Source organism: uncultured Thomasclavelia sp. (assembly GCF_944324745.1).
Taxonomy (GTDB): domain Bacteria; phylum Bacillota_I; class Bacilli_A; order Erysipelotrichales; family Coprobacillaceae; genus Thomasclavelia.
On the sequence record NZ_CALUXO010000082.1, the window covers coordinates 1 to 22,775 of the forward strand.

The 22,775-nt window shown below is 30.3% G+C and carries 21 protein-coding genes, 2 tRNA genes and 1 pseudogene; 18 read left to right on the top strand and 6 right to left on the bottom strand.

From position 1 onward, the window contains the following. The first annotated feature begins 259 nt into the window (after positions 1–259). The 4 genes from Q0K54_RS11570 to Q0K54_RS11585 are packed head-to-tail and all read left to right on the top strand — an operon-like array spanning position 260 to position 5,233. Positions 260–1,264, top strand: a complete 1,005-nt coding sequence (locus Q0K54_RS11570; protein ID WP_294581437.1) for a glycosyltransferase family 4 protein — start codon at positions 260–262, stop codon at positions 1,262–1,264. 16 nt (positions 1,265–1,280) lie between these two features. Continuing rightward, positions 1,281–2,306, top strand: a complete 1,026-nt coding sequence (locus Q0K54_RS11575) for a lysylphosphatidylglycerol synthase transmembrane domain-containing protein (protein WP_294581438.1) — start codon at positions 1,281–1,283, stop codon at positions 2,304–2,306. 4 nt (positions 2,307–2,310) lie between these two features. Then, complete coding sequence (locus tag Q0K54_RS11580; RefSeq protein WP_294581439.1) at positions 2,311–4,305, top strand: glycosyltransferase; 1,995 nt, start codon at positions 2,311–2,313, stop codon at positions 4,303–4,305. After that, a complete protein-coding gene (locus Q0K54_RS11585; protein WP_294581463.1) occupies positions 4,292–5,233 on the top strand; it encodes an HD domain-containing protein in 942 nt (313 codons plus the stop codon). The genes Q0K54_RS11580 and Q0K54_RS11585 overlap by 14 nt, the downstream gene beginning before the upstream one ends. Positions 5,234–5,296: 63 nt before the next feature. Here the strand turns inward: Q0K54_RS11585 and Q0K54_RS11590 are convergent, their stop codons facing one another. From Q0K54_RS11590 to Q0K54_RS11600, 3 genes are all read right to left on the bottom strand, one after another. Continuing rightward, on the bottom strand, positions 5,297–5,701 hold the full coding sequence (locus tag Q0K54_RS11590; protein ID WP_294581440.1) for an HIT family protein: 405 nt from the start codon (positions 5,699–5,701) through the stop codon (positions 5,297–5,299). A gap of 71 nt (positions 5,702–5,772) precedes the next feature. Continuing rightward, positions 5,773–6,630, bottom strand: coding sequence for a hypothetical protein (locus tag Q0K54_RS11595; RefSeq protein WP_294581441.1), 858 nt, complete (start codon positions 6,628–6,630; stop codon positions 5,773–5,775). Continuing rightward, positions 6,630–7,628, bottom strand: coding sequence for a peptidylprolyl isomerase (locus tag Q0K54_RS11600; protein WP_294581442.1), 999 nt, complete (start codon positions 7,626–7,628; stop codon positions 6,630–6,632). Before Q0K54_RS11600 ends, Q0K54_RS11595 begins: the two co-directional genes overlap by 1 nt. Positions 7,629–7,861: 233 nt before the next feature. Between Q0K54_RS11600 and Q0K54_RS13795 the strand changes: the two genes are divergently transcribed. Further along, positions 7,862–7,939, top strand: coding sequence for a YjcZ family sporulation protein (locus Q0K54_RS13795; protein WP_374011462.1), 78 nt, complete (start codon positions 7,862–7,864; stop codon positions 7,937–7,939). Between the two features lie 84 nt (positions 7,940–8,023). Here the strand turns inward: Q0K54_RS13795 and Q0K54_RS11605 are convergent, their stop codons facing one another. Beyond that, the gene (locus Q0K54_RS11605) at positions 8,024–9,103 is read right to left on the bottom strand and encodes an AI-2E family transporter (protein WP_294581443.1); all 1,080 of its coding nucleotides are present in this window, start codon (positions 9,101–9,103) and stop codon (positions 8,024–8,026) included. Positions 9,104–9,268: 165 nt separating this feature from the next. Between Q0K54_RS11605 and sufC the strand changes: the two genes are divergently transcribed. The 13 genes and pseudogenes from sufC to Q0K54_RS11675 all read left to right on the top strand — a co-directional run bounded on the left by sufC (position 9,269) and on the right by Q0K54_RS11675 (position 22,456). Further along, the gene (gene sufC, locus Q0K54_RS11610) at positions 9,269–10,087 is read left to right on the top strand and encodes a Fe-S cluster assembly ATPase SufC (RefSeq protein ID WP_294581444.1); all 819 of its coding nucleotides are present in this window, start codon (positions 9,269–9,271) and stop codon (positions 10,085–10,087) included. Next, on the top strand, positions 10,087–10,980 hold the full coding sequence (locus Q0K54_RS11615) for a SufD family Fe-S cluster assembly protein (protein ID WP_294581445.1): 894 nt from the start codon (positions 10,087–10,089) through the stop codon (positions 10,978–10,980). The genes sufC and Q0K54_RS11615 overlap by 1 nt, the downstream gene beginning before the upstream one ends. Beyond that, entirely contained in the window at positions 10,980–12,206 is a 1,227-nt protein-coding gene (locus Q0K54_RS11620; RefSeq protein ID WP_294581447.1) for an aminotransferase class V-fold PLP-dependent enzyme, read from the top strand. Before Q0K54_RS11615 ends, Q0K54_RS11620 begins: the two co-directional genes overlap by 1 nt. Next, positions 12,190–12,618, top strand: coding sequence for a Fe-S cluster assembly sulfur transfer protein SufU (gene sufU / locus Q0K54_RS11625; RefSeq protein WP_294581449.1), 429 nt, complete (start codon positions 12,190–12,192; stop codon positions 12,616–12,618). Before Q0K54_RS11620 ends, sufU begins: the two co-directional genes overlap by 17 nt. A gap of 10 nt (positions 12,619–12,628) precedes the next feature. Beyond that, positions 12,629–14,035, top strand: a complete 1,407-nt coding sequence (gene sufB / locus Q0K54_RS11630; RefSeq protein WP_294581450.1) for a Fe-S cluster assembly protein SufB — start codon at positions 12,629–12,631, stop codon at positions 14,033–14,035. Then, positions 14,028–14,564 (top strand): 5-formyltetrahydrofolate cyclo-ligase, encoded by a 537-nt coding sequence (locus Q0K54_RS11635; protein ID WP_294581452.1) that lies wholly within the window; start codon positions 14,028–14,030, stop codon positions 14,562–14,564. Before sufB ends, Q0K54_RS11635 begins: the two co-directional genes overlap by 8 nt. A 64-nt stretch (positions 14,565–14,628) precedes the next feature. Beyond that, on the top strand, positions 14,629–16,038 hold the full coding sequence (locus tag Q0K54_RS11640) for a lipopolysaccharide biosynthesis protein (RefSeq protein ID WP_294581453.1): 1,410 nt from the start codon (positions 14,629–14,631) through the stop codon (positions 16,036–16,038). Between the two features lie 107 nt (positions 16,039–16,145). Then, entirely contained in the window at positions 16,146–18,725 is a 2,580-nt protein-coding gene (locus Q0K54_RS11645) for a cation-translocating P-type ATPase (protein WP_294581455.1), read from the top strand. A gap of 30 nt (positions 18,726–18,755) precedes the next feature. Then, entirely contained in the window at positions 18,756–19,409 is a 654-nt protein-coding gene (locus tag Q0K54_RS11650; RefSeq protein ID WP_294581456.1) for a sporulation protein YunB, read from the top strand. Continuing rightward, positions 19,394–20,236: a hypothetical protein gene (locus Q0K54_RS11655; protein WP_294581457.1), complete on the top strand. Its 843-nt coding sequence runs from the start codon at positions 19,394–19,396 to the stop codon at positions 20,234–20,236. Before Q0K54_RS11650 ends, Q0K54_RS11655 begins: the two co-directional genes overlap by 16 nt. A gap of 38 nt (positions 20,237–20,274) precedes the next feature. After that, complete coding sequence (locus Q0K54_RS11660) at positions 20,275–20,946, top strand: MmcQ/YjbR family DNA-binding protein (RefSeq protein WP_294581459.1); 672 nt, start codon at positions 20,275–20,277, stop codon at positions 20,944–20,946. 57 nt (positions 20,947–21,003) lie between these two features. Beyond that, positions 21,004–21,461: pseudogene (locus tag Q0K54_RS13800) on the top strand (YbaK/EbsC family protein). A gap of 122 nt (positions 21,462–21,583) precedes the next feature. Beyond that, positions 21,584–22,456, top strand: coding sequence for a DUF362 domain-containing protein (locus Q0K54_RS11675; protein WP_294581461.1), 873 nt, complete (start codon positions 21,584–21,586; stop codon positions 22,454–22,456). A 114-nt stretch (positions 22,457–22,570) separates the two neighbouring features. Here the strand turns inward: Q0K54_RS11675 and Q0K54_RS11680 are convergent. Together Q0K54_RS11680 and Q0K54_RS11685 are read right to left on the bottom strand one after the other, a co-directional pair. Continuing rightward, positions 22,571–22,644: transfer RNA gene (locus Q0K54_RS11680), tRNA-Gly, on the bottom strand. A 7-nt stretch (positions 22,645–22,651) separates the two neighbouring features. After that, positions 22,652–22,727 (bottom strand) — tRNA-Lys (locus tag Q0K54_RS11685). Positions 22,728–22,775 lie beyond the last annotated feature (48 nt).

Consider the following 22,775-nt stretch of genomic DNA (forward strand, 5'->3'; position numbering starts at 1 on the left):
AACACAGAAGTTAAGCATCATAACGGCGAAGATAGTACGCTAGTGCAAAAATAGCAAGCTGCCAGTTCTTCTTTTTTTTATTATTTGTTTCTTGATCGATCTGATGTTTTTTAAAAGTTCTGCTTTCTTATTAATATGTAGAACTTTTAGCTTATTTTTTGTTTTTCTTGAAACAATTTTAAGATTTTTTTAGAAAATACACTGCCCCTTTATTCTTTAAATAAGTAGCTATTTGTAGTATAATATTCATGGTGATAAAATGAAAGTTAAATTATATTTTGGACAGGAAGATACAATCAAAAAATCGGGAATTGGAAGAGCTTTTATTCATCAAAAAAAAGCCCTCGATCTTGTAGGAATCCCTTATACTACGGATAAAGAAGATTTAGATTATGATATTTTGCACATCAATACTGTTTGGCCTGATAGTATTATGTTAATTAATCAAGCAAGGAGATATGATAAGAAGATTGTTTATCATGCCCATAGTACGGAAGAAGATTTTCGGAATTCTTTTATGTTTTCTAATACTGTTTCTGGTATATATAAAAAATGGCTAATTAATTTATATACTAAAGGGGATTATATTATTACTCCTACACCTTATTCGAAGAGATTATTAGAGTCTTATGGGATTACTACTCCAATTAAAGCAATATCCAATGGTGTGGATTTAGAACAATTTAATCCAACTGATAAGCAAATCTCTTTATTTGAAGATACTTATAATATTAAAAAGGATGATATTATTATTATTTCTGTTGGCTGGCTTTTTGAACGCAAAGGCTTTGACACTTTTGTAGAAGTAGCAAAACAATTGCCAGAGTATAAATTTATGTGGTTTGGTGACGTTAAAATGTCGCGACCAACAAAGAAAATTAAAGATTTATTAGATGATTTACCTGATAATGTCGTTTTACCTGGCTATGTCAGTGGAGACTTGATTAAAGGTGCTTATGGACGTTCTAATATCTTTTTCTTTCCTTCTCGCGAGGAAACTGAAGGAATTGTTGTTTTGGAGGCACTTGCCTGTCGTTGTAACATTTTGTTGCGAGATATACCAGTATTTTCTGATTGGCTACATGATGGTATTAATTGCTATATGGGGAAAAATACTGATGAATTTGTTTCGATAATAAAAAAGATGATAAATAATGAATATCCATCTTTGATCGATGAAGGATATAAAGTTGCTAAAGAGCGTAATTTATCTAAAATAGGTAAAGAACTATTGGAAGTATATGAAGCTACACTAAGTCTATAATACGAGGTGTTTTCTTATGAAAGAAAGTAAAAGAAAATATTTTTTTAATGTTATTTTAATTTTGGTAATAGGTTTTTTAGTAATCTATTTTACAATGAAAGATGATTTAACAGCATCAATTAATGCACTGATGACAGCATCAGTTGGGTGGATTTTTGTGTCACTATTACTAATGGTTGGTTATTTTATTCTTGACGCCATTAATTTATATACTTTTGGTAAAATCTATAAGAGTGATTATTCATTTAGACAAGCTTTTACAAATTCTATTAGTGGAACTTTATTTAATGGTTTAACGCCTTTTTCTAGTGGAGGGCAATTTGCCCAGGTTTATATTTTTAATAAACAGGGAATTACACCAGCTAATTCTGCTAGTATTTTATTAATGGCTTTTATAGTTTATCAATCTGTTCTAGTCTTGTTTACCGCAGTAGTAATGGTATTTAGATTTAGTGCTTATAATAAGATTTATTCTGATTTCTTTTCATTAGCTATATTAGGATTTTTAATTAATTTTTTTGTTATTAGTGGGTTGTTTTTAGGAGCTAAATCTAAAAGATTACAAAATTTTTTATGTAATTCGATTATTAGATTATTAAGCAAAATAAAGATTGTAAAAAACTATGAAGATACTACGATTAAAATTACTCGTTCTTTGGATAATTTTAGAAGAGAACTAGGTGTTTTACAAAAGAATAAAGTTGTTTTGATTAAATCATCATTATTAAATTTAGGTAAACTGCTAATTATGTATAGTATTCCATTTTTTGCTGCTAAAGCTTTAAATTTAAATGTAAAATATTATCAAATTTTTGATTTTATAGGTATCTGTTCATTTGTTTATATGATTACTGCTTTTATTCCTATACCAGGTGCCAGTGGTGGTAGTGAAGGAGTGTATTATATGCTATATAGTCCTATTTTGGGTTCCGTCGGAACACCTACGACATTATTGATCTGGCGATTTATAACTTATTATTTAGGCTTGATCGTTGGCGGTATTGTTTTTGCAACGAGTCGAGAAATCAACAGAACGGAGTGAAGATATGAAAATTGCGATTTTTTCAGATACATATATACCTGATTTAAATGGCGTGGCCACATCAACTAGAATTTTACGGGATGAGCTAATTAAACATGGCCATGATGTTGTAGTAGTAACAAGCGAATTACCTAGTGATACTAATTATGTTGATGATCCGGATGATAATATTTTAAGGGTTCCAGGATTAGAAATACAGGCATTATATGGATATCGGGCATGTAATATTTATTCATTTAAAGGAATGAGAGAATTAAAGGGAATGAATATCGAAGTTATTCATGTCCAGACGGAATTTGGAATCGGAATTTTCGGTCGAATTGTTGGCGAAGTTTTAGATATTCCAGTAGTATATACATATCATACGATGTGGGCTGATTATACTCATTACGTAAATCCTGTTAATTCTGAAGCTTTAGATGGCTTGTTTAAAAAGGCAGTATCTCGTATTAGTAAGTTTTATGGTGATAAGAGTACTGAATTGATCGTTCCATCAGTTAAGACTAAAGAGGCTTTGGAAAAGTATGGTCTTGATAAACAAATGTATATTATCCCAACTGGCCTTGAATTAGATAAATTTGATCCTAAAAATCGAGATGATGCTAAAATTGCTGAAATAAAAGCTGAGTATGGTATTGATGATCAATTTGTAATTATCTTTTTAGGACGAATTGCAAAAGAAAAAAGCATTGAAGTTTTAATTGATGCGATGAAAGAAATAGTGAAAGTTAATAATAATGTTTTATGTTTGATTGTTGGGGGTGGTCCTCAACTAGAAGAATTAAAGGATTTAGTAAAAGATGATCATATTAGTAACTATGTTCGTTTTACTGGTCCAAAACCAAGTGATGAAGTACCTAGTTATTATCATCTAGCAAATGTTTTTGTATCTGCCTCTGTATCTGAAACACAAGGACTTACTTATATTGAGGCTATGGCTAGTAGAATTCCTGCTGTTGCTCGATATGACCAAAATTTAGAGGATGTTATTGAAGATGGGGTTAATGGCTACTTTTTCAAAACGACAGATGAACTAGTAAAAATTTTGTTTAATCTAATAGATCATGATTTTAGTGATCTGGCTGATGCTGCTTATAACAGTGTCAAAAAATATAGTAGTGAAGTATTTTATCAAAAAGTATTAGAAGTTTATCAGCATGCTATCAAATCTAAGCATTATTCTTATACTGTTAAATCAATTTATCCAATCAAAAAAGGACTAAATGAGGTAGTTTTCTTATATGATGAAAGTGAAATTATTGTTGAAGTAAATGATCGGTTGATAGAAAGCTATCAATTAAAACCGGGGCAGGTTATTGATAAAGAAGTTTTTGATGCTATTAAAGATTATGAACAAGTAACCAGAGCTTATCATAAAGCTTTAAAATTATTAACAATTAAAGATTATACTTATCATCAAATGAAAAAGAAACTTATGGATAGTGGTGCATATGATGATGCACAATTAGATGCGACGATGCAATTATTACAAGAAAAGAATCTGATTAACGATCATGCTTTTGCCATGAATTATTTTAAACGCTGTCTAAGATTAAAAATTGGAATCAATAAAGCAATTTATAATTTAAGAAGTTATGGAGTTGCCAGCAATATTATTGATGAGTGTTTAGAAGAACTTGATGATGATTTAGAATATGATGAAGCTACTGAGTTAATCGATACAATTTATAATCGAAATACTAGTTTTTCTTATAAAGCTTTGTTAAAGAAAATACGCGATAAACTATATCTTAAAGGTTTTACTTCTGATACGATTGAACGCGCTTTAAATGATTATGACTTTGAATTTGATGCTCAAAAAGAACATGAAGCTTTAAACAAAGAATTTGAAAAACAAAAGCGTAAATATCAAAAACGCTATGAAGGTGCCAAGTTAAAAGAAAAAATCATTGATACTCTATTAAAAAAAGGTTACAATTATGAACATATCAAAGAGTTATTAAATGAAGAAGGAGCATTAGATGATGAATACAATTAATGAATTAAAACCTGGTGATGAGGGAGTTGTAATTGAAGCCCTAATTAATCGAGTTGTTGTTGGTAAAACTAACGGAGCTAATCGTTCTACTTATCTAAGTATTACTTTTCAAGATAAGACCGGTAATATTGATGCTAAGCTTTGGAATGCTAGTAAAGAACAAGTAGAAAATCTAAAAGCTGGTTGTGTTGTCCAGGTAATGGGGGATATAATTAAATATAATGAAGATCGTCAAATGAAAATCATCAAAATTAAAATGGTTTCTAATGATGAAAGTCAGCAGGTACGCTTTTTAAAAAGTGCCCCTGAAAGTTCTGATAAATTAATTAAAGAGATTTATAGTTTTATTGAACGAATTGATAATTTAAAGTTATATCAGTTAGTAAAGACTATATTTGGACAGTATGCAGAAAAATTAGCAATTTATCCTGCCGCCAGCAAAAACCATCATGAATATGTTTCTGGTTTGGCATATCATACTTGTAGCATGTTAAGAATTGCTGACGCAATCTGTAATCTTTATCCATCTTTAAATAAAGATTTATTATTTGCTGGAATTACCTTGCATGATCTAGGAAAAACGGTAGAATTAAGTGGACCAGTAGTTCCTGAATATACAGTAGCTGGTAAGCTGTTAGGTCATATTTCAATTTCTCAGGCTATTATCAAGGAGACTGCTGATGCTATGAAAATTGAAGGTGAGGAAGTTGTTTTATTACAGCATATGATTCTAGCTCATCATGGTAAAAATGAGTATGGTTCTCCAGTTTTACCACAAATCAAAGAAGCTGAGGTGTTGTATTTAATTGATAATATGGATGCTCGAATTAATATGCTTGATAAAGCTCTTGAATCAGTAGAACCTGGTGGTTTTTCTAAAAGGGTATTTGCATTAGAAAATAGAGCATTCTACAAACCCAAAATATAACGTTGAATAATAAAATAAAAGCCAAGCTATCCATTTTTAAGCTTGGCTTATTGTGTATTTTCTCTATTCAGTAATTTGTTTAAAAATATCATCCAAATTAACTTCTTTACTACGATCAGTGAAATTGATTTCAATTTTATCGTTAGAATCATAACGTGGAATGATATGAATATGAAAGTGCATTACTGTTTGACCAGCGGCTTCATTGACATTGGTTAAAATATTTACACCGCTAGCATTCAATTTAGTAACTATTTGATTAGCAACTTTGTTGGTAACAACGATCATATGCTCTAGAGTTTTAGCATCAGTTTCTAAAAAATTCTGGAAATGCTTTTTAGGAACAACTAATGTGTGGCCATTAGTTGTTTGACTAAGGTCCATAAAAGCCATACAAATATCGTCCTCATAAATAATTTTTCCAGGAATTTCTTTATTAGCAATTTTACAAAAAATACAATTATCCATGTTATTTTCCTCCATTTATATTTTATTTATAGTACTATTTTATCATATAAAAAAGAAAAGGGGAAATCCCCTTATTCAAAATAATCCTCATTACTTTCAGCAATTTCATCTTTTAGTGCTTGTTCATATACATCAAAATTGTATTTTCTTAAATAATGAGTTTCCATTTTTGATGACACATCACTAATAGATGTCATGTTTTCTTTGATTTCATCCGTTAATTCTGATTTATCACTATTATAAACATAGACAACAGCATATTTAGAATCAGATGTTTTAATTACCTCATCATAAATTCCATCTTCAGTAAAATTATCTAAGTTATCAATGATTTTATCATCAAGATCACTAGTATCTGTAGAAACCATTCCTAAATCAGAACCACTATTTTCACTCATTAAAGTATCAAAATCACTACCATCTTGAACTTGTTCAATAATACTTAATGCAGCTGATTCAGTATCTAAAGTAATAAGTTTTAAATATTTGATTTTATATGCGTCTACTAAATCATCGTAATTTTCATCAATATATTTATCTAACAATAAGTTTTGTTTGACCCCATCAGTAATAACATCATCAATATATGCTTGGGCATTTTCATAACCACATTGAATTGCATATTCTTCAAATGACATTGAAAGGCTTTCAGTATAAGAAGCTACTTGTTCATCAATTCCAGCTTGAATTTGAGCTTCATCAGTAATTTCTTGATCAGCAATATAAGTCATTGCTAATGATAAAATTTCTGAGCTACCATATTGTTGTAATAAGTAATGATAAACATCATTTTTAGAAATTGAAATATCATCACCAGAAACAATGGTATTATCACCGTCAGTTACTTCAGTATTATAATGTACAGCACTTGAGGAACTACATCCTACTAATAATACACCAGTGCAGATTAATGCTAGTATTTTTTTCATTATTGAGTTCCTCCTCGACTATTTTCACGTTCAGTTAAGGCATCATTAATTACTTCTTCAATGATAGCTTTAGCATCATCATCTTCATATTCTAAATCATATGATTGAAAAGCTAAATATGACATATAATCATCATAAGCGATTAAAGGAGTATCAATAGATAAATCTTTTTTGGTTTGTTCTTTAATGCTGTCTTTATCAGTATTAGTTACTTTAACAATGAAGTAACCATCACTACCTTTGATTGGTTCACTAACTTCATCTTGTCCTAAAGCTAAAATTTGTGATTTAACATCATCACCATAAGTATCAGAAAGTTGTGAAGTAGTGTCTACAATACCTAACTTACCTTTATTTTGATTAGTGTTTTCATCATCAGAATAATCAGTAGCTATTTCATCAAAACTCTTGCTTGTCTGTAGTAAAGCAGTTACTTCAGAAAGTTTAGCTGATTCTTCTTCTGTTGGGTTTTCAACATCAGTCATAGAAATTTTTATGATGCTGGCTTCACGTGGTGAAGCTTGCGTATAATAATCATCAAAAACTTCGTCAAAGTTATCTTTGACATAGGCTAATAAGAAGTTGCTTCTTTGATATGCTCGAACCATATATTCACGATATTCATCTAGTGATTCAAAACCACTATAAGATAATGCTTGTTCTAAAGTATCTTGGGCATCATCACCATAATAGTTTTCATAGTAATCTTGAATTTGTTGAATTGTAGTATCGGCATCAGTTTCCATATCATCATCAATTGGAAATTTTTGATCGATAAGTTGTTGTAATACGGCATCGAAATAAGCACTTTTTCCACTGGCGGTAGAAATAATGTCATCAAATACATCATCAGCAAATATATTTTTTTCATTATCATCATTGCTTAATGATGCGATTACAAATTTATCATCTTCTTTGACTGTTTTTGATCCACTGGAACATCCAGTCACTAGGAAGCTGGTCACAATCAGTGCCGCAGCACATTTTGATAATTTCATATGTTTCCTCCTTTTGTTATTAGAACATTACAATTATACTATTTATTAAATCTAATTTCAATAAAATAGGCAAAAACACATTGGCAATTGTTATTTTAACATAATTTATAATATGTAGGTGGTAGGAGGGGATTTGATGAATAACTGTAAGTGTTCTAATGTCAATATTTATGTTTTATTTATCATTTTAGTTATTGTTGGAATTTATTGTATTTAATAAGGAGGCGATTATTATGACATGTCAGGATAATTCTTTCACATTAATTTTAGTATTATTTATTTTATTAGTTATTATTTGTAATATGTGTTAAAGCAAATTAAATCTTGATAGTAATTAATGGCAGGGTACCAGGGGTACCCTTTTGGTATATAAAAAGGTACACCTAAATGTGTACCTAGATTAAATATTTTTTATGGAAACGGTCTTTATAAACTTGGATACCTACTTTCAAACTAACTAATACAGGCATAGCAACAATCATTCCTATTGCTCCAAATAAAGAAGAACCAGATAAAATTCCAAATAGAACCCACATAATACTTAAATCAATTTTAGCAGAATAAATTTTTGGTGTAATGACATAGGATTCAACAATTGATTGAATAAAAATCAATACACATAATAATATAATTGTTGAAGTTCCCATGCCAAGCGATGTTATTAATCCCAAGGTATTGGCAATAATTGGTCCTACATAAGGAATAATACAGCTGACTCCTGAGATACAACTTAGAATTATCCAATTTGGATGACCGATAATTAAATACATTACCATTGTAGTCAACGCCTGAGTAATAGCTCCGATAAAAAAGGCTTTAACATATTGATTTAATGATAAGTCTATTTCTCTTAGATAAATAGGAATACGATTATCAATTTTTGTAGCGATATTTTTGATATAATTACGAATATTATTGAAATTACTAGACATATAGATAGCCAATACTATATAAATCAAAAAGTTAGTTAAATTAACTAAAAATTGATTGATAACATCGATTGTTGTATCTAAGACAGCTGAACCGTTAAAAAAGTCATTGATAAAGTTTTCAATATATTGTGTTAATGAAGAAATATCATAATTAAAATTCTCCCATACAAACTCACCAATTTCACCTAAACCAGAATAAAACGCAGGAATCAGTTCAGAAATACTTTTAGAAACCAATGGAATTGCCAGTGAAATCAAAATGCATAAGATAGCAAATGCTGCTAAATAAACCATAAATACAGCAATTCCCCGTTTGATTACATATTTTTCAATATAATTAATCATTGGATTTAAAACATAAGCAAAGGCAAATCCAATAATAAACGGTTTACTAACTAACCAGATCGTAGATAAAAAACCATACCATAGGTCACTGGTTGACATAAATAATAGGATAATTACTAGAAGTATCATGAAATTAAGTAGGGTATGGGTAATCTTTTTAGAAGAAATTATTTTAAATAATTCTTTAAGAAATTCCATTAATACACCCCCAGTTAATATAAATATACCACATTTTGGTTATAATATAAATTGAAATAGATTTCTATTTCAGAAAAGAGTATAATATATAATGTTATTTATCATTTTATTTGTTTTTTAATGATTAATCTAGTAGAATTAGTGAAGATAGAAAGGGGCTAAAATATGTCAACTTTAAAAATAGAAAATTTGCACGTAAGTATTGGTGATAAAGAAATTTTAAAAGGAATTAATTTAGAAGTTAATACTGGCGAAGTTCATGCAATTATGGGTCCTAATGGTAATGGTAAATCAACACTATTATCAACAATTATGGGACATCCAAGATATACAGTTACTCAAGGGAGTATCTACATAGATGATCAAAATGTATTAGAAATGAGTGTAGATGAGCGTTCTAAAGCGGGATTGTTTTTAGGAATGCAATATCCTCAAGAAATACCTGGTGTTAAAACATCAGATTTTTTAAGAGCAGCAGTTAATGCTCATCAAGAAAAACCAATTTCGTTATTTAAATTCATTCGCTTGCTAGAAAAAAATATCGATGAATTAGAGATGGATGAAAATCTGGCTCATCGTTATTTAAATGAAGGTTTTTCTGGTGGTGAGAAAAAACGAAATGAAATTCTGCAAATGAAATTATTGCAACCAAAATTTGCATTATTAGATGAAATTGATTCTGGGTTAGATATTGATGCTTTAAAAATTGTCGGTAAAGCTATCAATGATATGCGTAGTGATGATTTTGGTTGTGTAATGGTTTCACATTATGAACGGTTATTTGAATTAGTACCACCAACACATGTTCATGTAATCGTTGATGGAAAGGTTATTTTAAGTGGTGGACAAGAAGTAATTGAAAAGATTGATCAAGAAGGATATGAATGGGTAAAAAAATTAGGAGTAAAAATTGCTGGTGAAGAAGAAAAAGAACCGATTTTACTAGAAACTTGTGCCAATAACGAAAGAATTAAAACTAAGTAATGCAACAATTAGAAACTGTAAAAAATTATTTAGTTTATCATAATGGCACAATAGAAACTAATGTATGTAATGAGGAGATTGAAATTAATGATAATATGGTTATTGTTAAAGAAGCTTCTTCATTGCAGATTGTTTATCTGATTGATCAAGATGGAGAATATCAGTTTAATTTAACTGTTAGTGGTAAATTAGAACTGATAGAAATGTATGATATTAAAGAAACAGCAACTTTGATAAAAGATTTTAAAGTCTTATCAGATGGTGATGTTTTAAGATATGTGGATAATCAAAGTTCAACAGCTATTAAGGCAAATGTAGTTGAAAATGTTTCAGTATGTCGAAATGCTAATGTTCGATGTGCTTATGTTGAGTTGTCTAATAATAGCATTGATTTAAAAATTGATTATCAGCTAAAAGAACCAGAAGCTAATGTTGCTTTAAGATTAGCTTCATTAGCGAAAAATGATGAAAAGAAAAATATAACTATTGCAATTACTCATCAAGCACCATACACAACTGGTACGATGGATAATTATGGTGTTGTCAAAGATAGCGCTAGTTTAGTTATTGATGGTATTGGTACAATCAAAAAAGGTAACCATCAGTCCAATAGTCATCAGACTAATAAAATAATTGTTTTTGATGAAAATTGCGTTGCTAAAGCTAATCCATATTTATATATTGATGAATATGATGTTAAAGCCAGCCACGGAGCTAGCGTTGGTAAAATTGATGAAAATCATTTATATTATTTACAATCAAGAGGTTTGAGTAAAGATGCAGCTATGCACTTAGTTACTTATGGATATTTTATTCCAGTATTGGAATTTATTGAAAATGATGAGTTGACTGAAATTTTCAATCAGACTTTAAAGGAGAAGGTGGGACTTTGATGCTTGATGTACAAAAAATACGCCAAGATTTTCCAATGCTTAATGGAACGACCATGCATGGAAAACCACTAATTTATTTAGATAATGGAGCAACGACATTAAAACCGCAATGTGTTATCGATGCAGTTTGTGATTATTTAACTAACTATTCTGGTAATGCTCATCGCGGTGATTATGATTTGTCACATGATGTGGATACTAAATTTGAAAATACCCGTGATTTGGTTGCAAAATTAATTAATTGTGATCGTAAAGAAGTTGTTTATACTTATGGATCTACTGATAGTTTGAATTTGGTAGCTTTTGGATATGGGCTGACTCATTTACAAGAAGATGATGAGGTATTACTTACTGTTGCGGAACATGCAAGTAATACGTTACCATGGTTTGAAGTTTGCCAGCAAACTGGAAGTAAAATTAATTATATTGATTTAGATGAAAAGGGTCGTTTGACAGTTGAAAATGTCAAAAAGGCTATAACTGATAAAACTAAAATTATTGCTATTGCTCAAGTTACTAATGTCTTAGGTTTTGATGCACCTGTTAAAGAAATTTGCCAGATCGCCCATGAACATAATATCGTTGTTTGTGTTGATGGGGCTCAAAGTGTTCCCCATCAAAAAGTTGATGTTCAAGATTTGGATGTTGATTTCTTAGCTTTTTCAGGGCATAAAATGTGTGGACCGACCGGAGTAGGAATCTTGTATGGCAAATACCACTTATTACAAGAAACTAATCCGACAAGACTTGGAGGTGGCAGTAATTCACGCTATAACAGTTGTGGATCAGTTAAACTGAAAAATCCGCCAACTAAATTTGAAGCGGGTACTCCTAATATTGAAGGTGTTATCGGTTTAGGAGCGGCAATTGAATATTTACTTAATATTGGGTTAGATAATATTCATGAACAAGAAGTACATTTAAGACAATATGCAATTGAAAAAATGCAGCAATTAGACAATGTTGAAATTTACAATCCAGATGGTCAAGGTGCTATTGCATTTAATATAAAAGGAGTATTTTCTCAAGATGCTGCATCTTTGTTTAATACATATGGTATTGCTGTAAGAGCAGGTCAACATTGTGCAAAAATTCTTGATGAATTTTTAAATGTCAGTCAAACACTTCGAGCTTCATTTTATTTTTATAACACGTTTGAAGAAATTGATCAATTTGTTGAGGTATGTAAGAAAGGGGATGACTTTTTAGATGCCTTCTTTGGATAGTATGATGATGCGTGAGATAATTATGGATCACTATGAAAATCCACGTAATCATGGATTAGTTGATGATGATAAATATGTAAGTGTCAATATGGATTCGGAAACATGTATTGATAATATTGACATCCAGGCACTAGTTGAAGATGGAGTTATCAAAGATATTCGTTTTGATGGAGAAGCTTGTGCCATTTGTACTGCCAGTACTTCAATTATGAGTGAACTATTGATTGGTAAAACAATCGATGAAGCTAACGAAATTATTGAAAACTATTACAATATGATTTATGAAAAGGATTATGATCCTGAAATTCTTGAAGAGGCCATTGCGTTTATGAATACTCATCGACAGGCAAATCGAATTAAATGTGCAACTTTAGGATGGACTGGAATTAAAGAAATCCTCGACCAGAAATAGGAGGGATTATATGGATGATATAAAAAAAGAAATTCCTGATCAGGAATATGCCTATGGCTTTAATGATGGTGATGTTTCAGTATTTAAAACTCCTAAAGGGTTAAATGAAGATATTATTCGAGAGATTTCGCAAATAAAAGGGGAACCTGAATGGATGCTGGAATATCGATTAAAATCATATCATTGCTTTTTAGAAAAACCAATGCCAACTTGGGGTGTTGATTTAAGTCGGGTCGATTTTGATGAGTACACATACTATATTCGACCTAGTGAAAAGCAGACAAATAACTGGGATGAAGTACCTGATAAAATTAAGAATACTTTTCAAAAATTAGGAATTCCTGAAGCCGAACAAAAATTCTTGTCAGGAGTTAGTACTCAATATGAATCAGAAGTTGTTTATCATAACATGTTAAAAGAGGTTAATGAAAAAGGGGTAATTTTCTTAGATATTGATAGTGGTTTAAGAGAATATCCAGAACTATTTAAGAAATATTTTGATACCGTTATTCCCTATAATGATAATAAATTTTCTGCATTAAATGGAGCTGTTTGGTCAGGTGGTTCATTTATTTATGTACCACCAGGAGTTAAACTTGATAAACCATTACAATCTTATTTTAGAATCAATGCCGAAAGAATGGCTCAGTTTGAAAGAACTTTGATTATTGTTGATAAGGGAGCCGATATTCACTATGTTGAAGGATGTACGGCACCAAATTACTCAAAAGATTCTTTGCATGCCGGGGTCGTGGAAATTATTGTTGGTGAAGGAGCTAAATGTCGTTATACAACGATTCAAAACTGGTCAAACAATATTTTAAATCTTGTTACTCAAAGAGCTAAAGTTTATAAAAATGGATCAATGGAATGGGTTGACGGTAATATCGGTAGTGCAATAACGATGAAATATCCTAGCTGTGTTTTAATGGAAGAAGGAGCAAAAGGATCTTGTATTACGATTGCAGTTGCAAATGAAAATCAGATTATGGATTCTGGCTCTAAAATGATCCATCTAGCACCAAATACTTCTAGTAGTATTGTTTCTAAATCGGTATCTCGTCGAGGTGGTAAAGTTAATTATCGTGGTATGGTGCAACATGGTAAAAAAGCTTATAATGCTAAAAGTAAAGTTGAATGTGATACTTTAATTTTAGATGAGCTTTCTACTAGTGATACGGTACCAGTCAACTGGATGCGTAATAATGATTCAATTATTGAACATGAAGCGACGGTTTCTAAAATTTCTGAGGAACAACTATTCTATTTGATGAGTCGTGGTTTAAGCAAAGAAGAAGCGATGGACATGATCATTATGGGATTTATTGAGCCATTTTCACGTGAATTACCAATGGAATATGCTGTTGAATTAAATCGTTTAATTAAGCTTGATTTTGGAGATCAGGGAATTGGATAAATCGCAATTAAGAAAACAATTAATAAAAGCAAGATTAGATTTAGATAGCAAAGAATATGCTACTAAATCTAATTTTATTATTGAACGGCTAAAAAAGCATCCAGATTTTATTCAGGCAAAAACAATTGGTATTTACGTTTCATTTCGTCAGGAAGTGGATACAATTACTTTAATCAAAGAATATATTGATCAAAAAAATATCTGTGTACCTAAAATAATTGGCAGACAGATGGATTTTTATCAGATTAGTTCGTTTGATGAATTAAAAAAAAATCACATGGGTATTTTAGAACCCGATAATCATCGTTTAGTTCATAAAGATCAAATTGATTTGATGATCGTTCCTTTAGTAGGATATGATGATCATAATAATCGACTAGGTTATGGTGGTGGTTATTATGATCGTTATTTAGTTAATTTTCATGGTAAAATAATTGGTCTGGCGTTTAGTTTTCAAAAAGTAAAAATGCTACCTGTTGAACCCTTTGATTTGCCAATTAGTACAATTATTGATGAAAAATACAAATGATTTTGCTATAATAAGGAATATAGTTAATTTTAACTATGGTAAATATCAAAGTTAGGGTGAAAATATGTCAAGAGAGAAGAACTTAATCAAAAATACATTAATAATGGCAGTAGGGACCTTTTTACCGCGGATTATTAATTTACTTACTACTCCAATAATCACTAGTAGTACTACTAGTGCTCAATATGGGCAAATTGATCTGGTAACGTCAACAATTTTAAATTTTATTGTACCGTTATGTACTCTACAATTAGAACAGGCTTTATTTAGATTCTTAGTTGATGCTAAAAGTAAAGAGGAACAGCGTAAGACAATTACTAATGGTTATTTAGTAATCTTTTTTATGATGCTTATTGCGGCAATAATTTGCTGGTTTGTTCCAATTAATATGTTTGAAGGACCATTGAAGTTTTTCATTATTGGTTATATTTGGATTGAAATTATTGCTACTACGTCAAGATTTGTTTTACGAGCATTTTCTAAATATAAAGAATATTCTTTTTTAGCAGCATTAGTTGTATTTGTTAACTTTATTGTTGTTTCTATTTGTTTACTATGGTTACATACTGGATATATCGGTGTTTTAATCGCTTTAGTAGCAGCTGATGTGGTTGGATTTGTATATGTATTATGTGTATGTAATATGTTTAAATATTTTAGTTTTAGATATTTAGATTTTGAATATGCTTCAAAGATGTTAAGCTATGCTTTACCATTTATCCCTAATCAGGTTTCTTGGTATATCAACCAATTATCTGATCGCTGGATCATCAATATCTTTTTAGGAGCTAGTGCCAATGGTATTTATGCTTTGGCCAACAAAATTCCATCAATAGTAACAATTTTGTATCCAGCTTTCAATCTGGCTTGGACTGATTCAGCTACAAGGAGCGTAAATGATCCAGATAGTGCTCAATACTATAATCGAATGTTTAAAATGTTATTCTGTATTGTTTCTGCGGGTTCCGTGTTATTGTTAGCTGTATCGCCATTTTTATTCATGATATTAAATCAGAATACTTCTTTGGCTAATGCGTACAGTTATACACCAACCTTAATTTTAGCTATGTATTTTTATTGTTTTTCGCAGTTTTTTGGAAGTATTTATGTAGCAGTTAAAAGTGCTAAAAATATGGCAATTACTACTACTATTTCAGCAATGATCAATATTGTAATCAATGTTGTGTTTATTAATATTATTGGTGTACAGGCTGCAGTAATTTCGACCTTAATTGCTAATTTATTTTTAGCAGGATATCGCTTTATTGATTTAAATCGTCGTTATTGTCGATTAAGAATTAATAAACGTCTAACGATTTTAACAATTATTGTATTTGTAATTTCAATGCTTCTTGCCTGGTCAAATAGTTTGCAATTATGGATCGTTAATGCTGTCTTTGCTGTTATTTTTGCTTATTTTATTTCTGGTGATGTTTTTATCGGAATGATTCGTTCGTTTATTAAAAAGAAATAAACTTGAATGTTAAGATTTAATTATTTTTATTGATAATTAAATTTTAACATTTTTTTTATTTATTTTTTTATATAGTTGAATTGTAAGAAATAGTAAGGGAGGATAATATGGACGTTTATCAAAAAACAATTCAACAGCTTTTTCAAGAATTGAATGTTACTGACCAGGGCTTAAGCAGCAAAGAAGCTAGAGAACGCATTTTACGAAATGGTGAAAATAAATTGAGTGAAGAAAAAAAGCCAACGATCATAAGCATTTTTTTAAATCAATTTGGAGATTTATTAGTAATTATTTTAATCATCGCAGCTTTAATATCGGCATTTAGTGGGGAGTGGGAGAGTACCTTAGTAATTATGGTAGTTATTACTTTAAATGCCTGCCTGGGTACTTTTCAAACAGTTAAAGCTCAAAAATCATTAGATAGTTTAAAATCATTATCAATGCCAAAAATAAAAGTTATTCGTGATGGACAAATTACAGAAATTATGTCTAATCAAATAACTATTGGTGATTTAGTTTATATAGAAGCTGGTGATGTGATTGCTGGTGATGGTCGAGTAATCGAAGCTAATAATCTTAAAATAAATGAAAGTGCCCTAACAGGAGAATCAGTAAGTGTTGAAAAGCATCCTCGGGTAATAAAACATCAGTGTTCACTGGGTGATATGACCAATATGGTTTTTTCTGGCAGTTTAGTTACTGAGGGAACTGGTAAGTATCTGGTGGTGGCTGTTGGTATGCAAAGTGAAATTGGCAAAATTGCTACGATGTTGAATGAAACGAAAGAACGTAAGACTCCTTTACAAAAGACATTGGATGAATTTTCAGTTCGATTATCAATAGGAATCGTTATTATCTGCTTGTTGGTTTTAATATTAGACATTTTCTTAGCCCATGAGCAAGTTTTAGATGCTTTAATGGTAGCAGTAGCCTTGGCAGTGGCAGCCATCCCTGAAGCATTAGGTTCAATTGTAACGATCGTTTTATCAATATCGACTCAAAAGATGGCTAAAGAAAATGCTATAATTAAAAATTTGAATGCGGTCGAAAGTCTTGGTTGTGTTGCAGTTATTTGCAGTGATAAAACTGGTACTCTAACTCAAAACAAGATGAGTGCACTTGATGTTTATACTAATGAGCAGAAGCTTGCAATCGATAAATTAGATCATCGTCAATACAATCATCAGGTATTATTAAAATCATTAGGTTTGTGTAACAATGCTACTTTAACTGATAATCATAAAATTGGTGATCCAATGGAAGTAGCTTTATTAGAGGTTTATCAAAACTATTGCTTTGATCATCATTTTGATTTTAAAACGACTAGACAATTAGAATTACCATTTGACTCGACTAGAAAGTTGATGAGTGTTACTTCCAAAAATCATCTTTATACTAAAGGGGCAATCGATGTTTTATTAAATCGCTGTAATCGTATCTTAAAAGATGGCTATAAAGAATTGTTAACTCGTAGTGATAAAGAAAAAATTTTAAATCAAAACGAAATATTTGCCAGTCAGGGGAAGCGTGTTTTAGGATTTGCATATAAAAAGTTTTACAAACATACTTTAACATTAAATGATGAATATGATTTGATCTTCATTGGTTTAATTTCATTGATAGATCCTCCTAGGCTTGAAAGCAAACAGGCAGTCAATGACTGTATTACTGCGGGAATTAAACCAATTATGATCACAGGAGATCACGCTACTACTGCTTGTGCCATTGCTATGGAATTAGGAATTTTTCATACTGGTGATAAATGTGTTGATGGTAAACAGTTAGATTCTTTAAGTGATCGGCAATTGCTTTCTTATTTACCGCAAATTACCGTTTATGCCCGGGTAGCTCCAGAACATAAAATTAGAATTGTTAAAGCCTGGCAGAAAAAAGGAGCCGTGGTTGCTATGACCGGTGATGGTGTCAATGATGCTCCAGCTTTGAAGCAAAGTGATGTTGGAGTGGCAATGGGGCTTAGCGGTAGTGAAGTTGCCAAAGATGGTGCCAGCATGATTCTTACTGATGACAATTTTGCTACGATCGTTAAGGCAATTTTAAATGGAAGAGTAGTTTATACGAATATCAAAAATGCTATAATCTATTTATTATCTGGTAATTTATCAGCGATTGTTTGTGTCTTAATAACATCGTTTTTTATTTTGCCAACACCATTTCTACCAGTTCATCTATTATTTATAAATTTAATTACTGATTCTCTTCCAGCAATTGCTATTGGTATGGAACCGGGTAATGAAGATATACTGGCACAAAAACCCCGTGACCTTGATGAATCATTATTGAATAAAGAAACATTGTTGCAAATTGGGTTTGAAGGAATAATTATTAGTATTTTTACGATGTTAGGTTATTTTATCGGATTACGAAGTGATGAATTAACAGCATCATCAATGGCATTTGGAATTTTGTGTTTAGCAAGATTATTACATGGATTTAATTGTCGAAGTAATTTGCCATTAATTAAATTGCCATTAAACTATTTTAGTCTAGGAGCTTTTTTGATCGGAGGCCTATTATTAACTTGGATTTTAATCTCACCTAACTTCCATTCAATTTTTTCTATAAGTGAATTGACTTTGAAACAGTTAGCTCTTATTTTTATTTGTGCTACTTTACCAAGTATAATCATTCAACTTTATAAGATTATTACTTTAAAGCATAAATATTAAGCATTTTTAATATAATATAGTGGTGATCTGATGAAAAAACGATATTTACTACTAATAATATTAGTCATTTTAGCATTGATCATTAATTTTATTTGTCTTAGTATTACACCAGCTTTAAAAACAGTAGCTGATAAAGAAGTAAATCGTTTTTGTCAAATGATTATCAATAATACACCATTTCCAGTGGAATTAGAACCTGGTGATTTAATTCAAGTAGAACGTAGTGGTGATACAATTGTGGCCATTAATTTTAATACAAATTTTGCTTCTAGTATTGGGGCTAAAATTGTTAATCAGCTCGAGGATATTTTTTATGCAGTTGAAGAGGGATGCTATCTTTCAAGTGATAATTCTTTTTATCAGCGTCAATTACAGAATATGAGTGATCAAGGTGGTGTGATTGCCGAAATCAAATTAGGATTATTAACTAATAATCCTTTTTTAGCAACCATTGGTCCGAGTATAAAATTACGTTATCAAACAATTAGTGCAATTACTAGTTCAATTGAAGAAGATATTAATGATTATGGAGTAAATCATGTTATGGTATCTTTAAAAATAGTTATTAAAATTCAACTTTTAGTTTTAATGCCATTTTATCATGATGAGTTTGTTCATGAATATGATTATCCACTATTGATGGAAATAATTGAAGGTGAGGTGCCAAATTGGTATCAAAATTAGAGATTTTACAGCGATTTTATCAAATAGATATTGAAACAACAAGCAATTATTTTAAATATCAGGGGCGTAATTATTATTTAGGGGTGGTAAATGATTTTACTAAGTATTATCCGATGTATTTAAATAATATAGGTCTGAATGGTTATCAAATTGTCAATAATTGTTTTAATCATCCAATTTCCATGAATCATATTTTATATACTTATCAGCTTGAAACTTATCAATTAGCTAATTTTATTGATTATTCATTGCAACCCTTAAATCAGACAATAAAGATAGTCAATATTAAACAAAGCTGGTGTCAAATTTTAGATTCAGCAAAAGAAAGATTAGGTATCTATGCTTCAAGAATTAATCATTTTGAACACTTCATTATTTTGTTTTATTACTATCAAGGTTTAGGCGAAAGTGCGATTAGTCTCTTAAATCTAATTGGTGATAAGGAAATGAAGATGGGATTAGAGCATTATGACCTGGTTGATAGCTATGAGATTTTATGTAATCCTAATAATATTATTATCGCTTCAAGAATAAAAGATTTAGTTGAATGTTACCAAAAAAGCTTGATTGATGAAAATCAATTAGATGGATATATTCGTAATTATCAATTGACTCCGGAAGAACTGATTTATTTTTATGCTCGACTATTATTTCCTAGCTCTTTTATGAAGCTAACATTAGAACATGATTGTCAGGATCTAAAAATCAAATCGCAAATACTTAATATGTATCAAAATCTTGATTATCAAAAGGCTTTAATCAATAAAGCTGGTAAAATTATCAATCAGTATATTTCATTACCAAAAATTTCGTGGTTGTCATCATAAGATTTTCAATGATACAATATTGAAAAAGGAGTAGTGAAATGCGTGATTTAAATTATTTATTAACTAATCGAACAATTGAATATGATAAATTGATCAAGTATGGTTTTTTAAAGCATCAACAAGGTTATCGCTATGAAACTAGTATTTTAGATGATAGTTTTAAAATAATTATTGAGTTTTTGCCATCTACGAAGAGGGCTTGTTTGATTGATGCTATGACTGATGAAGAATATTCTTTGGTCGATGTAAATCGAGCTACTGGTGAATTTGTTGGTAAGATTAAAGAGAAATATGAAATGGTTATCGGTGATGTAATTGAAAAATGTACTAGTTTAAATATCTTTAAAAGTCAGCAAGTGCAAGAATTGACTGATTATATTAAAGAGAAATATGATGACCAGTTGCAATATTTATGGAAGAAATTTCCTAAAAATGCGGTTTGGAAAAATAAAATAAATCAAAAATGGTATGGGATTTTATTGGTAATTACCAAAGATAAATTAGGCATTGACAGCAATGATGAAATAGAAATCATTGATTTAAGATATCCAAAAGAACATATTCACGAAATAATCGATAATATTCATATTTTTCCTGGATATCATATGAATAAAAATAATTGGATTACTATTGTGTTAGATTCTGGTTTTGAAAGTTCAGCAATTTATAAATTAGTAGACAATAGTTATCAATTATCATTGCATAAGTAAGTTAAAAAAGTAATTTAAGGGGTAGTTATGGATATAGAGATAATTTTAAAACAATTGATGGAATTAAACGTTCAATATCAAATAATCAAACATCCACCAGTTTATACAATTGAAGATGTAACACAAATTTCGAATCTAGATTTTGATAAAATAATAAAAAACTTGTTTGTCCGTGATGATAAAAAAGAAAATTATTATTTATTTATAGAAAAAATAATAAGCGAATTAATTTAAACAAGTTAAGAAAGGAAATTAATTCACGACGTTTAACTTTTGCAAATGCTGAAGAATTAGATCATTATTTAGGATTAAAAGCTGGGGCAGTAAGTCCATTAGGAATTTTGAATGATCAAGAAAGAAAAGTAAAGGTATTAATTGATCAGGATTTAAAAACAATGGATCTTGTTGGAATAAATCCTAATATTAATACAGCTACACTTTTACTTCCTTTGCCTGATTTGATACGAGTGATTGAAAATCATGGTAACTTAGTTAAATTTGTAGCGATATCGTAATATATAGATATACTTTGCTATTGACTTAAAGTATTGTTTAAGTGCTAAAATTTAAGTAGTTTCATAGGTAGTAAGAATTATTTACTACTATGACTAAAAAATTAAGCAAAGGAGAAATAAAGATGGAAAAAGCAAAAGTTTATTTTACTAGTGAAGTATCAAAAGATAGTTTAGTTAAAATTTATGAAGCTTTAGGGGTTACTTTACCTGGTAAAGTGGCGGTTAAATTACATTCTGGAGAACATGGTAATAAGAATTATTTACGTCCTGAATTTGTTGAAGCATTAGTAAATAAGGTAAATGGAACTGTTGTTGAATGCAATACTGCTTATCCAGGTGCAAGAGATACTACTGAAAAACATCGTCATTTAATGGATGAACATGAATGGACTAAATATTTTGATGTTGATATCATGGATAGTGAAGGTCCTGATTTAGTTTTAGATATTCCAAATGGAAAACAAATTAAGAAAAACTATGTTGGTAAACATATTGAAAATTATGATTCTATGCTAGTTTTATCACATTTTAAAGGACATGCTATGGGTGGTTTTGGAGGTGCATTAAAACAATTATCTATTGGTTGTGCATCATCTCATGGTAAAGCTTATATTCATGGAGCCGGTGATGCTAGTGGTGATATGTTTGCAACTGATCAATTACAGTTTGTAACATCAATGGGTGATGCAGCAAGCAGTATCCATAAATATTTTAATGGTAATATTGCTTATGTTAGTGCAATGGTTAATATTTCTATTGACTGTGATTGTGATGGTAATGCTTCAGCACCTTGTATGAAGAATATTGGTATTCTTGCAAGTACTGATCCAGTAGCTATTGATCAAGCTTGTATTGATATTATTTATAATAGTAATGATGAAGGAAAAGCGCCATTAATTGCTCGAATTGAAGAAAAATTAGGAACTCATATTATTGAAGTTGCTGAAGCTGATGGTGCTGGAACTCATGAATATGAATTAATTAATATTGATTAATGTTTATAAAATGAAAAGATTCTTTTAAAGCTTTTGGCTCAAAAGAATCTTTTTTTAGGATTGATTAAATTGAATATTTTTGCAAAAAAAAATCAAATGATTGAATATTTATTTTGGAGCGGGTGATGGGAATCGAACCCACGTAGTCAGCTTGGAAGGCTGAAGTTCTACCATTGAACTACACCCGCAAAAAAATGGTGACCCGCAGGCGATTCGAACGCCTGACCCTCTGATTAAAAGTCAGATGCTCTACCGACTGAGCTAGCGGGTCATATTGGCTGGGATACCTGGATTCGAACCAGGGAGATGACAGAGTCAA